Source organism: Micromonospora palomenae (assembly GCF_007829925.1).
Classification (GTDB): Bacteria; Actinomycetota; Actinomycetes; order Mycobacteriales; family Micromonosporaceae; genus Micromonospora; species Micromonospora purpureochromogenes.
In genome coordinates, this window is the sequence record NZ_VIXA01000001.1 from 1,181,072 (window position 1) to 1,193,302 (window position 12,231).

Annotated in this window: 13 protein-coding genes; 4 read left to right on the forward strand and 9 right to left on the reverse strand. The window is 76.1% G+C overall.

The window, feature by feature from the left end; genetic code table 11:
• Window positions 1-4 precede the first annotated feature (4 nt).
• The 3 genes from FHX75_RS05365 to FHX75_RS05375 form a co-directional block, all read right to left on the reverse strand.
• Window positions 5-742, reverse strand: coding sequence for a class I SAM-dependent methyltransferase (locus FHX75_RS05365; RefSeq protein ID WP_154936937.1), 738 nt, complete (start codon window positions 740-742; stop codon window positions 5-7).
• An 8-nt stretch (window positions 743-750) separates the two neighbouring features.
• Window positions 751-1,332 carry a hypothetical protein gene (locus FHX75_RS05370; protein ID WP_154936938.1) on the reverse strand — a complete coding sequence of 194 codons (582 nt, stop codon included), beginning with the start codon at window positions 1,330-1,332 and terminating at the stop codon, window positions 751-753.
• Window positions 1,333-1,779: 447 nt separating this feature from the next.
• Window positions 1,780-2,268 carry a DnaJ family domain-containing protein gene (locus tag FHX75_RS05375; protein WP_154936939.1) on the reverse strand — a complete coding sequence of 163 codons (489 nt, stop codon included), beginning with the start codon at window positions 2,266-2,268 and terminating at the stop codon, window positions 1,780-1,782.
• A 145-nt stretch (window positions 2,269-2,413) separates the two neighbouring features.
• Here FHX75_RS05375 and FHX75_RS05380 point away from each other — a divergent pair, with 145 nt between their 5' ends.
• A complete protein-coding gene (locus tag FHX75_RS05380; RefSeq protein WP_154936940.1) occupies window positions 2,414-2,818 on the forward strand; it encodes a YkvA family protein in 405 nt (134 codons plus the stop codon).
• 15 nt (window positions 2,819-2,833) lie between these two features.
• Here FHX75_RS05380 and FHX75_RS05385 read toward each other — a convergent pair whose 3' ends face one another.
• A complete protein-coding gene (locus tag FHX75_RS05385; RefSeq protein ID WP_154936941.1) occupies window positions 2,834-3,388 on the reverse strand; it encodes a GNAT family N-acetyltransferase in 555 nt (184 codons plus the stop codon).
• Between the two features lie 104 nt (window positions 3,389-3,492).
• Between FHX75_RS05385 and FHX75_RS05390 the strand changes: the two genes are divergently transcribed.
• Window positions 3,493-4,143: a LysE family translocator gene (locus tag FHX75_RS05390; protein ID WP_154936942.1), complete on the forward strand. Its 651-nt coding sequence runs from the start codon at window positions 3,493-3,495 to the stop codon at window positions 4,141-4,143.
• Window positions 4,144-4,174: 31 nt separating this feature from the next.
• Here FHX75_RS05390 and FHX75_RS05395 read toward each other — a convergent pair whose 3' ends face one another.
• From FHX75_RS05395 to FHX75_RS05410, 4 genes are all read right to left on the reverse strand, one after another.
• Entirely contained in the window at window positions 4,175-4,684 is a 510-nt protein-coding gene (locus FHX75_RS05395) for an NUDIX hydrolase (protein ID WP_154936943.1), read from the reverse strand.
• Window positions 4,685-4,693: 9 nt separating this feature from the next.
• Entirely contained in the window at window positions 4,694-5,518 is an 825-nt protein-coding gene (locus FHX75_RS05400; RefSeq protein WP_154936944.1) for an SDR family NAD(P)-dependent oxidoreductase, read from the reverse strand.
• Window positions 5,515-6,843 (reverse strand): flavin-containing monooxygenase, encoded by a 1,329-nt coding sequence (locus tag FHX75_RS05405; RefSeq protein ID WP_154936945.1) that lies wholly within the window; start codon window positions 6,841-6,843, stop codon window positions 5,515-5,517. Before FHX75_RS05405 ends, FHX75_RS05400 begins: the two co-directional genes overlap by 4 nt.
• A 65-nt stretch (window positions 6,844-6,908) precedes the next feature.
• Window positions 6,909-7,544: a TetR/AcrR family transcriptional regulator gene (locus FHX75_RS05410; RefSeq protein WP_154938826.1), complete on the reverse strand. Its 636-nt coding sequence runs from the start codon at window positions 7,542-7,544 to the stop codon at window positions 6,909-6,911.
• A gap of 65 nt (window positions 7,545-7,609) precedes the next feature.
• Between FHX75_RS05410 and FHX75_RS05415 the strand changes: the two genes are divergently transcribed.
• Window positions 7,610-8,956, forward strand: coding sequence for an MFS transporter (locus FHX75_RS05415; RefSeq protein ID WP_154936946.1), 1,347 nt, complete (start codon window positions 7,610-7,612; stop codon window positions 8,954-8,956).
• A 33-nt stretch (window positions 8,957-8,989) separates the two neighbouring features.
• A complete protein-coding gene (locus tag FHX75_RS05420) occupies window positions 8,990-10,129 on the forward strand; it encodes a hypothetical protein (RefSeq protein ID WP_154936947.1) in 1,140 nt (379 codons plus the stop codon).
• Here the strand turns inward: FHX75_RS05420 and FHX75_RS05425 are convergent.
• Window positions 10,117-12,195, reverse strand: a complete 2,079-nt coding sequence (locus tag FHX75_RS05425) for a molybdopterin-containing oxidoreductase family protein (protein ID WP_154936948.1) — start codon at window positions 12,193-12,195, stop codon at window positions 10,117-10,119. The genes FHX75_RS05420 and FHX75_RS05425 overlap by 13 nt on opposite strands.
• Window positions 12,196-12,231: the final 36 nt, after the last annotated feature.

Consider the following 12,231-nt stretch of genomic DNA (forward strand, 5'->3'; position numbering starts at 1 on the left):
AGCGTCAGATCGCCGTCGCCGCCACCACGAACTCGCCGTCGTTCCCCGCGCCCACCGGTTCCCCCTGCCAGCCACCGTGGATGCGCTGCACCCGGAAACCCGCCTCGGCCAGCGACTCCCGCAACTCCCCCTCGGTGCGGAACCGCAGCACCGCCTCGCCGCGCAGCTCACCGTCGGAGAAGCCGAAGTGCCGGGTGAACCGCACGACGCCGTCCCCGGCGTCGGTCACCTCGGTCCAGGTCACCACGACGGAACCGTCCGGCAGGCGCACCGACCGGCGCGAGTCGACCGGGTTCCACCGCTCCCAGCGCCGGTCGGCCGGATCCCGGGAGTCGAAGAGCAGCCGGCCACCCGTACGCAGCGCCCGACGCAGCGCGGCGAGGACCCGCCGCCACTCGTCGTCGTCCACCACGAACTGCGCCACGTGGCTGGTCATCACCGCCACGTCGTACGCCCCGCCGGGCAGTACCTCCGCGCCGCCCTCGATCCAGGTGACCCGGTCCGCGCCGGGCTTGGCGCGCGCCGCGTCCAGTGAGGCGCGGGCCGGGTCGACGCCGGTGACGGTGTGTCCGGCGGCGGCCAGGGCCAGGGCCAGCCGGCCGGTGCCGCAGCCGAGGTCCAGCACCCGGGCGGTCGGGTCGGCGCCGACCTCGGTGAGGAAGAAGTCGTCGTCGGGGCCCCACGGGCACTCGACGTCGTAGACCGCGACGAGGCGGGGGTCGGTGAACTCCGCGTTGCGCACCGCCGTACCTATCCCACTGGGGCAGAGGGAGCGAACCGGAAGTGGATCCCGCCGGGAACGGCGGCAGGCGCCAGCCCGGTGATGTCGCTGAATTCGCTGAGCCGAGCGAGGGCCGCGTCGGCGGTCACCGTGTCGCTCAGCGACACGGTGATGCCGGCAAACTGCAACCACGCGTCCGCGGCGACCGATTCGACTCCCAGGCTGTCCAGATCACCGGACACGTTCGCCCGGACATGGATGGCCAGGTCGCGCTGCTCCAGTATCTGCAGGTGGATCGCCTCATAGCGGTGGTGCGCGAAGTAGTAGACGCTGGCCTCGCCCGGCTCGGCGAATCGTGAGCTGCTGGCGCTCCGGCCTGCCATGCTGCGCCACCCGTCCGCCTGGATCGGCAGCCACTCGAGGTCCAGGGTGAGTGGGCTGCTCCCATGATCGCGGGACACCGGCTGAAAGGGGAAGTGAAAGCCCCAGGTCAGCTGCGGTGCCAGTCCTAGCGTCGGGTTCTCGAACAACAGCCCCCACCACTCACCGCCCTCGGCCGGGACGAAACCGCTGCGGTCCAGGGCGTCCTCGTCACCTGCCTCGTCGATCATCGGTGCAGTCTGCCACCGCGGCGAGGCGAGCAGTGGCCCGGCTCGTACCCAGCTCCGTGGACCGGCCTGGAACGTCGCTGGCGTGATTCTGCTCCGCCGCGTGCCAAAAACCCACCGTGTCGGTAGGAATCAACAGAACAGACATTATGATGCATCGCAGCTTTGCCCGTTATGTCCAGGCTAATTACCGGATTGTCATTACCGGTTATCCAATAAACCGCCAAGGCTCCTTGGCTGGCGAGCTGCAGAGGTTCCTGGCACCGTCAGCCCAACGAAAACCATGACGGGAGCGGACGTCCGAACCGCCGCATGGGCGCCACCATCGTGCCGGTGCTGGCCAGCCCGTACGGAGGCCTGGCCGCCCGGGCGATCCCCCGGGCCACCAGCGGCTCGGGGGGCGCCCGCGACGGCAGTCCGGTCAGCGCAGCGTCTGCAGCGGCGGCCGGGTCAGCGCGAGCGCCGCCACGGAAAACGCCAGCGCCGGCGCCGGGCCGGCCGGCCGGCGGTGGTCGCCGGTTCGGTGGCAGCGGCCACGACAGCCGCCGACCGCTGTTCCCGGTCGGCCCGCCAGCGTCGTACCGTCTCGTCGACGTTGACCGGCCGGACCACCACCCGCGGGCCGGTCGGGGTGCGCAGCCAGGCCACGATCTCGGTGTTCAGCGCCGCCACGTACGCCCGGACGGACTCCTCGGTGGGCAGGTCACGCACCTCGTCGGGGACCTGCTCGACCCGGCGGCGCAGTTGCAGCGGCGTCGGCAGCAGCAGATCGCTGGGCAGGGCCTCCCGCTCCAGGAAACTCTTGATCCACCACGACTCGTCGTAGGGGGCGCCGCGGCCCGGGATCGGCTTGCCCATGCCGGGCAGGTTGTCGAAGTCGCCGCGCTCCACGGCGGTGCGGATCTGCGCCTCGACCGCCGCTTCCCACGCGTTGCTCACGTCACCCACCTCCCCGAACCACCGTATCCGCCCGTACCGCCGAGGTTCAGCGCCCCGACGCGGCCGGGCATTCCCCGCCGACGGGTGGTGGCGGCGGCGGGGCGTAGATTCCCGGCAGGGCCGACGCGGGGCGGAGGAGGGCAGCGTGCGGGACTGGCTGATCGGGCTCGCTGTGGCGGTGACCTGCCTGCTGGCCAGCTGGGCGCTGCTGGTGCTGCTGGCCCGGCGGTTGCCGCCGGGCATCCTGCGCGATCTGGCCGCGTTCATCCCCGACTGTCTGACCACGGTACGACGGCTGCGCGCCGACCCCCGGGTCCCCCGCAAGGCGAAGATCGCCATCGTGGTGGCGGGCCTTTGGCTGGCCAGCCCGATCGACCTGATCCCGGAGTTCCTGCCGGTGATCGGCCCGCTGGACGACATCGTGGTGGTCGCGCTCGCGCTGCGCTACGCGGGCCGGCAGGTGCCGCGTGAGGTGCTCCTCGCCGCCTGGCCCGGGGAGCCGCGCCTGCTGCTGCGGCTGCTCGGCCCGCCCGCCTCGCCGCCGGCCTGAGCACCGTCGAGACGGTCAGTCCCGCCGGCGCACGTGGCGGTGCCCGTCACCCGGGTACGGCGGCCGGGCGGGCAGCACCTCCACGAACGGGTACCCGCTCTTCTCCGCCACCCGGCAGGACGCCGGGTTGTCGACCTCGTGCAGCAGCTCCAGCCGGGTCAGTCCGATGGCGGCGAAGCGGGTGAACGCCCAACGGCTCACCGCGTCCACCGCGCGCGAGGCCACCCCGCGGCCCCGGGCCGCCGCGGCCGTCCAGTAGCCCACCTCGGCGTCCGGCCGTCCCGGCGTGACGTCCTTGAGCAGCACGCAGGCGACGAGCCGCTGCCCGCCGTCGACCGGGTCCGTCTCGCAGACGGCGAAGCAGAAGCGGCGGCCGGCCGCCCAGCCCTGTCGGTGCCGCGCCACCCAGCGGCGGGCGTCGGCGGCGGTGTGCAGCGGGTGCCGGGTGCGCGCCCGCAGTTCCGGATCGCGGTAGATCTCGAGCAGCGCGTCGACGTCGTCGTCGCGCCACGGGCGCAGGACCAGCTCGGCGGTGGACGTGGTGGCGGGCACCCGCAGGACGACGGACATCACAGCAGTGTCACCGCTGAACGGGCCGGCGCAAAGATGCGGTCCGCCCGGCGCAGCGGTTCCCGGCGTAGGGTCGGGGCGGGCACGAAAGGGGCGGTGCGGCGATGGTGACGGTGGGCGCGCTGGTGGGGATCGGCCTGGTGGCGCTCGGCCTGGTGCTGACGCCCGGGCCGAACATGGTCTACCTGGTGTCCCGGTCGGTGACCCAGGGCCGCCGCGCCGGGTTGGTCTCCCTGCTCGGGGTGGCGGTCGGTTTCCTGGTCTACCTGGCCGCCGCGGTGGCCGGCATCGCCACGGTCTTCGTGCTGGTGCCGCCGCTGTACACGGCGGTGAAGCTGGCCGGCGCGGCGTACCTGCTGTGGCTGGCCTGGCGGACGCTGCGCCCGGGCGGGCAATCGGCGTTCACCCCGACGCCGCTGCCGCCGGACCGGCCGCGCCGGCTGTTCACCATGGGCCTGGTCACCAACCTGCTCAACCCGAAGATCGCCATCCTGTACGTGTCGCTGCTGCCGCAGTTCGTCGACCCGGCGCGCGGCCACGTGGCGGTGCAGAGCCTGCTGCTCGGGCTGACCCAGATCGTGATCGCGCTGACGGTCAACGCGCTGATCGTGCTGACCGCCGGTTCGGTGTCGGCGTTCCTGGTCCGCCGGCCGGGTTGGGCGCGGGCGCAGCGGTACGTGATGGGCACCGTGCTGGCCGGCCTCGCGGTGCGCATCGCCGCCGACCGCTCCCGGGCCGCCGTCGCCACCGGCTGACCCGCCCCAACCGCACGGTTGGCCCTGAGCCTCAAAGGGCGTCGGGTCGGCGCAGCGCCGGGTGCCGCTCGCCGGGCCGCGCGTGCCAGGTCGGGGCGTCCTCGCGCAGCGCGGTGTCGATGCGCAGCCGCGCCCACTCGTCCAGCTCCGGCAGGTCGTCCGGGGCGAACCAGCCCACCTCGGTCGACTCGTCGCCGTCGGCGCGCGGCTCGCCGCCCACCGGCGCGCAGCGGAACCACACGTTGAGGTACTCGCAGACGTCGCCGTTGGGATAGACCACCGGGTGGGTGGCGACGCCGCCGACCCGCTCGACCCGGACCCGCACGCCGGTCTCCTCGAAGACCTCCCGTACGACGGCGTCAGCCGGCTGCTCGCCCGGGTCGACGATGCCGGCGGGCACCGACCAGCGGCCGTTGTCGCCCCGTCGGGCCAGCAGCACCCGCCCGGCGGCGTCGCGCACCACGCCGCTGACCCCGGGCAGCAGGAGCAGGTCGTGGCCGATGTGGGCGCGCAGCCGGGTCACGTACGAGGGGACGGGCACCGGCACACGCTAGCCGGTGGCGTCGCGGTGCCGGCGGACCATCCCGGCGGCCAGCGGCGCCGCATCGAGGTCACCGGCGGCGATCCGGCGCGCGACGGTACGGCGCACCATCCGGTCGGCCAGCGCGGGCGCGTGCCGGGCGAGGGCCATCTCCAGCCGACCCCGGGTCGTGGTGGCCACGTCGCGGGGCGCCCGGCGGGCGGTGGCCGCCCGCAGGATCGCCGCCACCACGCCCTCGACGGGTTCCATCCGGGACACCCCGCCCAGCGACAGACCGGCCTCGGCGGTGCTGTCGTGGATCGGTGAGGCGACCATGCTCGGGTAGACGACGCTGACACCGACGTGGGTGCCGACCTCGTGGCGCAGCGCGTCGGCGTAGGCGACCAGGGCCCGCTTACTCACCCCGTACGCGGCGGCGAGGGGCAGCGGCAGCACCGCCATCCGGCTGGCCACGAAGATCACCCGGCCGCGGGCGGCGACCAGGTCGGGCAGCGCGGCGGCGGTGGTCCGCCAGGCGGCGAGCAGGTTCACCTCCAGCTGCTGGCGGACCGTCTCGTCGGGAGGCAGCTCCGCCGGGGCGGGGCCGCCGACGCCGGCGTTGTTGACCAGCAGGTCCAGCCCGCCGAGGCGGTCGACGACGGCGCGTACGGCGGGCGGCACGGCGGCCGGGTCGGTCAGGTCGCAGCCGAGGACGGGCACGCCGGCGGCAACCCCCGGGTAGCGGTCGACGCCGACGACCCGCGCCCCGGCGGCGTGCAGCGCGGCGCAGAGTTGCCGGCCGAAGGTGCCGTGCGCGCCGGTGACGACCGCCCGGCGGCCGGCCAGCGCGCTCACGCCGGCACCCGGGTGGTGGCGGCGGCCCGGCGGGCGCCCTCGTCGAGTTCCCGGGCGAGCTGGGCGAGGTAGGCGTCGAAGTCGACGCGCATCGCCGGGCGGCGGTCGCCCCAGCGGTCGGTCGCCGCGCGCAGCTCCGCCCGGATGTCGGCGTGCTGCCGGGCCGGGTCGGGCAGCGCGTACGTGCCGGCGAGCTGGGCGGCGACCAGCCGGGCCTGCGCCTCGACGAGCGGGAACGCCGCCCCGGTGGACTGCATCAGCCCGACGAAGGCCAGGCCGGGCACGTCGGGGTGAAAGACGTGCCGGTACAGCGGCAGGGCGTCCGGCCGGTCGCCGAGCAGCGCCGGGTCCAGGAACGGGAGGTCCACCCGGTAGCCGGTGCACCAGATCACCAGGTCGACCTCGTCGGCGCGGCCGTCGGTGAAGGTGGCCCGGTCGCCGTCGAAGCCGGCGATGCCGGGGCGTACCTCGATCTCGCCGTGGGTGAGGCGGGACAGCAGCCCGTCGGAGAGGGTGGGGTGGTCCTGGAGGAAGCCGTGGGCGGGGGCGGGCAGGCCGTAGCGGGTCGGGGGTCCGACGGTGGCGGTGAGCATGGTCTGGCTGATCCGTTGGCGCAGCCGCCACGGCAGCCGGCGGGCCAGCGCCCCGTTGAGGGTGTCCGACGGGCGGCCCAGCAGGTGCTTGGGCACCACCCACACGCCGCGGCGCAGCGACAGCAGGGTGCGCGCGGCGGCGTACGAGGCGTCGACGGCGATGTCCATCGCGGAGTTGCCGCCGCCGACGACCAGCACCCGGCGGCCGGCGAGCTGTTCCGGCCCCCGGTAGGCGTGGCTGTGCAGCTGCCGGGCGGTGCAGGTGCCCGGTGGCGGCGGGCCCGGGGACTTGGGCACCCGGTTGTGCCCGTTGGCGACGACCACGGCGGCCACGGTGACGCTGACCGGCCCGTCGGGTCCGTCGGCGTGCACGGTCCACCGGCCGCCGACCTCGGGGACGGCCCGGTCGACGGTGTGCCGCAGCCGTACCGCCTCGTGCAGGCCGAACCGGTCGGCGTAGTCGGCGAGCCAGTCGGCGACCCGGGTGTGGTCGGGATAGTCGGGCCAGTGCGCCGGCATCGGGTGGTCGGCGAACTCGGTCCGCCTCCTGCTGGTGTTCAGGTGCAGCGTCCGGTACGCCGGTGAGCCGGGCGACCCGTAGACCCACAGGCCGCCGACCCGGTCGCCGGCCTCGAAGCAGACCGCGGGCACGCCGGCGTCGGCGAGGGCCTTGAGGGTGGCCAGCCCGGCCGCGCCCGCCCCGATCACCGCTACGGACGGTGGTGCGCCCATCCCCGCCTCCCCTCCCCCGCCAAATCCAACGACTGTCGGATAATGGTCGTGGGTGGGGCCGCGCGTCAAGAGCCGTACAGGCCGTCGAGGAAGCGGTGCACGAAGGCGCGGAACTCGCGGCGCTCGCGGGCCTGCGATCCGCCGCCGGCGGCCAGGGCCACCACGTGCCCGTGCACCGCCCAGACCAGGCTGCGCACGGTGACGTGCGGGGTGGGTTCGGCCAGCGCGCCGGTCGCCGCGGCGGCGGTGAGCAGCTCGGCGACCAGCCGGTACAGCGGCGCCGCGTACCGCTCGTCCAGCTCGGCGTGACGCTGCGGCTCCAACCAGCGGCGCAGCCACAGCGCGGTGGTCTCCGGCCGGTCCTCCAGGAAGTCCACGAACACGTCGACCAGCTCGTGCAGCGCCCGCAACGCCTCGCCCGGCCCCGCGTCCAGAGCCGCCCGGGCCCGCGCCGTCGCCTCCTCCAGGGCCGCCCGCTCGGCGGCGAACACCCGCGCGAAGCAGGCGTCGTAGAGCTGCGCCTTCGTACCCGTGTGGTGCGAGACCGTGGCCACGTCGACGCCGGCGGCGGCGGCGACCTCCCGGAGCCCGACGGCATCGAAGCCCCGTCGGGCGAACAGCTCAGTCGCCGCGGCGAGCACCACCTCACGGGTCTGCCGGGTCTCGTCACGGCGGGGACGGCCCGGGCGGCGTCGGGGCATGGTCATGCCGGCCATTGTGCCCCTACAATCCAGCATCCGTTGGATTGGCCGGGAGGAGACGCGGCATGACCGGGCTCGACCAGCAGCCGACCAGCGCGGACGCGGCGGCCCTGCCCCGCGGTCCGCTGCTCGGCTTCGCCGCCGGCTCGCTCGGCATGGGCATCTGGGTCACCGTGCCCGGCCTGCTGCTGCTCTACTTCCTCACCGACGTGCTGGCCGTCGCCCCCTGGCTGGCCGGGTTGGCGCTGCTGCTGCCCAAGGTCGCCGACGTGCTGCTGCACCCGTGGGTCGGGCACCGCTGCGACGTCGAACAGGCCCGCCGCGGCGACCGGCGGCGGCTGCTGCTGCTCGGCTGCGCCCTGCCGGTGGCCTTCGCGGCGCTCTTCGCGGTGCCCGGCGGGCTGACCGGCGCGCCCGCCGCCGCCTGGGTCGCGGTCCTCTTCGTCGCCGGCAACCTGCTCTTCGCCGCCTACCAGGTCCCCTACCTGGCCACCCCCGCCGACCTGCGGATCGGCTACCACGAGCGGACCCGGCTGATGGCCTTCCGGATGGTGGTGCTGACGCTCGGCATCCTCGTCTCCGGCCTGCTGGCCCCGCTGCTGGCCGGCGGGGACGCCGCCACCCGGGGCGGCTACCAGCGGATGGGCGTGCTGCTCGCCGCCGGGATGCTGGCCGCCATGCTGGTCGGCGTCGCCGGCATCGCCCGGTTGCGCCGGGCCGCCGCCGCGAGCGCCGCCCCGCACGCCGGCGGCTGGCGGGCGCTCGCCGCCGCCCTGCGCGACCGGCAGTTCCGCTGGCTGGTCGCCGCCTACCTGGCCATGTCCACCACCACCCACCTGGTGCTGGCCGGGGTGCCCTACTACGCCGAGTACGAGCTGGGCCGCCCGGGCCTGACCACGGTGCTGGTGGCCGCGTTCGTCGCCCCGGCGCTGCTGGTCACCCCCGGCTGGCTGGCGGTGGCCCGTCGGGTCGGCAAGCAGCGGGCGCTGCTGGGCGCGCAGGGCGCGTTCGCCGCCGGGTCGCTGGTGCTGGCGGTGGGCCGGCCGGCGGGGCTGCCGGTGCTGGTGGCCGCGGTGGCGGTGCTCGGGGTGGCCTTCGCCGGCATGCAGCTGCTGCCGTTCTCGATGGTGCCCGACGTGATCCGCGCCGGCACCGGCGCCGCCGGCACCTACACCGGGGTGTGGACGGCCACCGAGGCCACCGGCGCGGCGCTGGGCCCCTGGGCGTACGCGCTCTGCCTGGCCGCCGGCGGGTTCGTCGCCTCCACCGCCGGGCAGAGCGTCACCCAGCCCGACGCGGCGCTGGACGCGATCCGCTGGGGCTTCGGGCTGCTGCCCGCCGCCGCGATGCTCGCGGCGCTGCTGCTGCAACGCCGCTACACCCTGGACCGCACCGCCCGCGCCGGAAACTGACCGTCCCGGCGCCGGCACTAGACTTCCGCCTCGATGGACGCCCAGCCCGCCCCCGCCGACACCCGCCCCTGCGCCCACTGTGGACGGGACGTGCCGCAGCGCGTCGGCGCCGGCCGGCCGTTCCGCTACTGCCGGGACAACGACGGCGCCTGCCAGCGGGCCTCCCGTAACTCCCGGATGCGGCACCGCACCGCCCCCGGCCTGCCGGGGCAGGTGGCCCGCACCTGGGAGGCGGTGGACCGGCTCGACCAGATCGTCGAGACGCTGACCGAGGCGCTGCACGCCGAGCTCTCCCCGGCCGGGGTGGAACGCCAGCTCGCCCAGCTGCGCGCCGAGACCGCCGCCGACGTCGCCCGGGCGCACACCGAGCGCGACGAGGCCCGCACGGACGCCGAGACCGCGGCCGCCGAGGCCACCCGCGCCCGGCAGGAGGCCCGGGCCGCCGCCGCCGACCGTGACGCCGCCTTGGCCCGCGCCGAGCAGGCCGACGCGCGGACCGCCGCCGCGCGGGAGCGCGCCGACCGCGCCGAGGCGGACCGGGACGTCGCCCGCCGCGAGGCCAGCGCCGCGGAGGCGCTGCGCGCCCAGGCCGAACGGGACCGCGACGCCGCCCGCCACGAGCTGCGCGGCCTGCGCGCCGAGCGGGACACCGACCGGCAGCGCGCCGCCGACCTGACCGTCGAACGCGACGCCGCTTGCGCCGACGCCCAGCGGGCCACCGCCGCCGCCGCAGAGGCGGTGCGGCAGGCCGAGCGGGCCGCGGCCGAGGCGGCGCGGGCTCGTACCGAGGCGGAGCGGGCGCGTACCGAGGCCGACCGGCACGCCGAGCAGGCCCGGCGAGCGCACGCGGAGGCCGCCGCCGCGGCCGCTGACCGGGACGCCGCGCGGGCGGCGGCCGACGCCGCCCGCGAGGAGGCCGCCGCGGTGTCGGCCCGCGCCCGCGAGGAGGCCGCCGGGGCCGCCGCGCAGCGCGACGCGCTGGCGGCCGAGCTGGCCGAGGCCCGCCGCGGCGGCGACGCCGCGCAGGCCAAGCTGACCGGGATCGAGGTACGGCTGCGCGCCGCCGAGGCCGACCGGGACGCCGCCCAGCGGCGGGCCGCGCAGCTCGCCGACCAGGTCAGCGACCTGGCTGCCGCGCTGGCCCGGCTCGGCGCGCCGCCTCAGGCAGGCTGAGCCGGTGCCTCGGCCGGTGCGGCCTCGACCTGCACCCTGGTGTCGTGGAACGTCGGCCCGCCACCCAGGTCGGTGTCGCGGACGGCGGTGACCGCGTTGACGGTGCTGCCGCCGGGGCTCAGCCGCGCCCAGTACGCCTTGTAGGTGAACGCCAGCCCCGGCCGGGTGGCCTCGTCCACCGCGACGGTGGCCAGGAACGCGCCCCGGTCGTTGTGCACCCGCGCCGCGTCGCCGTCGGCCAGGCCCCGGGCCGCCGCGTCGACGGGGTGCAGGTGGATGCGGGGCGGGCCGGTGCGGTCGAGGTGCCACGGCAGCGAGGCGAAGGTGGAGTTCATCAGGAACCGGCCGGCCGGGGAGATCAGCGCCAGCGGGAACCGGCGCGCCAGCTGCGGGTCGGCGGCCTCCACCGGCGGGGTGTAGCCGATCAGCGGGTCGACGCCCTGCCCGGTGAGCTGCGGGTCGTAGAACCGGGCCCGCCCGTCGCGGGTGGGGAAGCCGCCCTTGGCGTACGGGGCGGCGCCGACGTCGACGCCGGTGGCCCGCGCGTAGGTGTGCTCGCGCAACTCCTCGAAGCCGACCCCGGCGCCGTCGAGCAGCTGCCGGGCCAGGTCCTCGTCGGTGTCGCGCAGCCGGGGATGGGTCAGGCCGAGGGCGGCGGCGATGCGGCGGAAGATCTCCGTGTTCGGCAGCGCCTCCCCCGGCGGGGTGCTCGCCGGCAGGTTCAGCGTCGCGTAGTGGTGCCCGTAGGAGGTGTGCAGGTCGAGGTGTTCGGGCTGCATGGTGGCCGGCAGCACCACGTCGGCCCAGTCGCAGGTGTCCGTCCAGCGCTGTTCCAGCACCACGGTGAACAGGTCGGCCCGGCCCAGCCCGGCGCGCAGCCGGTTCTGGTCGGGGACGGTGGCGGCCGGGTTGGCGTCGAACACCACCAGCGAGGTGACCGGCGGGTCGGCCTCGCCGGTCAGCGCGGCGGCGAGCCGGCTCATGTTGATCGAGCGGGCCGGCGGGGTGGGCAGGTCGGCCGGGCGGGCCACCCGGTCGGGGTCGATCCGGTGGTGCCCGGAGGTGGTGACCAGCGCCCCGCCGCCCGGGTAGCGGAAGTCGCCGGTCAGCAGCGGGATCGCGGCGATGGCCCGGACGGCCTGGCCGGCGCCGGCGTGCCGTTGCAGGCCCAACCCGACCCGGATGGCGGTGGGCCGGGTGCCGGCGATCCGCGCGCCGAGCCGGCGCAGCACGTCGGCGTCGAGACCGCACTCGGCGGCGGCGCGTTCCACCGGCCACTCGTCGAGGCGGGCGTCGAGCCGTTCCCCGCCGGTGGTGTGCGCGTCCCGCCACTCCCGGTCGACGCCACCGAGGTCGCGGATGTGGCGCATCAGCCCCAGCGCGAGGGCGGCGTCGGTGCCGGGCAGCGGCGCGACGTGCTCGTCGCTGCGCGCGGCGGTGTCGGTGCGCAGCGGGTCGATCGTCACGACATACGCGCCGCGCCGCTGCGCCTCCTGCACGAACGGCCAGTGGTGCAGGTTCGTCGAGAGCAGGTTCGCGCCCCACAGCACGATCAGCCGGGCGTCCACGATCGACTCCGGTTCGAAGCCGACCGACCCGCCGTAGATCGACTGGAGGGCGGCGCGGGCGGCGGCGGTGCAGATGGTGGTGCGCAGCCGCGACGCGCCCAGGTGGGCGAAGAGCCGAGGCCCCATCGTCCAGCCCTGCACCAGGCCCATCGTGCCGGCGAAGTAGTACGGCAGGATCGCCTGCGGCCCGTCGGCGTCGATGGTGGCACGCAGCCCGGCCGCCACCCGTTGCAGCGCCTCGTCCCAGCTCGCCGGCCGGTACGACACCGGCCCGACGCCCTTGGGCCCGACCCGCACCAGCGGCCGGGTGAGCCGGTCGGGCCCGTTGACCGCGTCGAGGTAGCGGTTGACCTTGCCGCACAGCGCGCCCCGGGTGAACGGGTGGTCCCGGTCGCCGCGCAGCGCCACCGCCCTGCCGTCGGTGACGGTGAGCTGCCAGGTGCAGGTGTCCGGGCAGTCCAGCGGGCAGGCGCCGGGGTGGATTGTGGTGCGGGCCATGGCGCGGATCGTATCCCCACCACGCGCCGCGGGGCG

Bases quoted from the DNA above. Each gene is read 5' to 3' on its own strand.
- FHX75_RS05370 (WP_154936938.1), bottom strand. From the start codon at position 1,332: ATGATCGACGAGGCAGGTGACGAGGACGCCCTGGACCGCAGCGGTTTC.
- FHX75_RS05385 (WP_154936941.1), bottom strand. From the start codon at position 3,388: ATGTCCGTCGTCCTGCGGGTGCCCGCCACCACGTCCACCGCCGAGCTG.
- FHX75_RS05390 (WP_154936942.1), top strand. From the start codon at position 3,493: ATGGTGACGGTGGGCGCGCTGGTGGGGATCGGCCTGGTGGCGCTCGGC.
- FHX75_RS05405 (WP_154936945.1), bottom strand. From the start codon at position 6,843: ATGGGCGCACCACCGTCCGTAGCGGTGATCGGGGCGGGCGCGGCCGGG.
- FHX75_RS05410 (WP_154938826.1), bottom strand. From the start codon at position 7,544: ATGCCCCGACGCCGCCCGGGCCGTCCCCGCCGTGACGAGACCCGGCAG.
- FHX75_RS05415 (WP_154936946.1), top strand. From the start codon at position 7,610: ATGACCGGGCTCGACCAGCAGCCGACCAGCGCGGACGCGGCGGCCCTG.
- FHX75_RS05420 (WP_154936947.1), top strand. From the start codon at position 8,990: ATGGACGCCCAGCCCGCCCCCGCCGACACCCGCCCCTGCGCCCACTGT.
- FHX75_RS05425 (WP_154936948.1), bottom strand. From the start codon at position 12,195: ATGGCCCGCACCACAATCCACCCCGGCGCCTGCCCGCTGGACTGCCCG.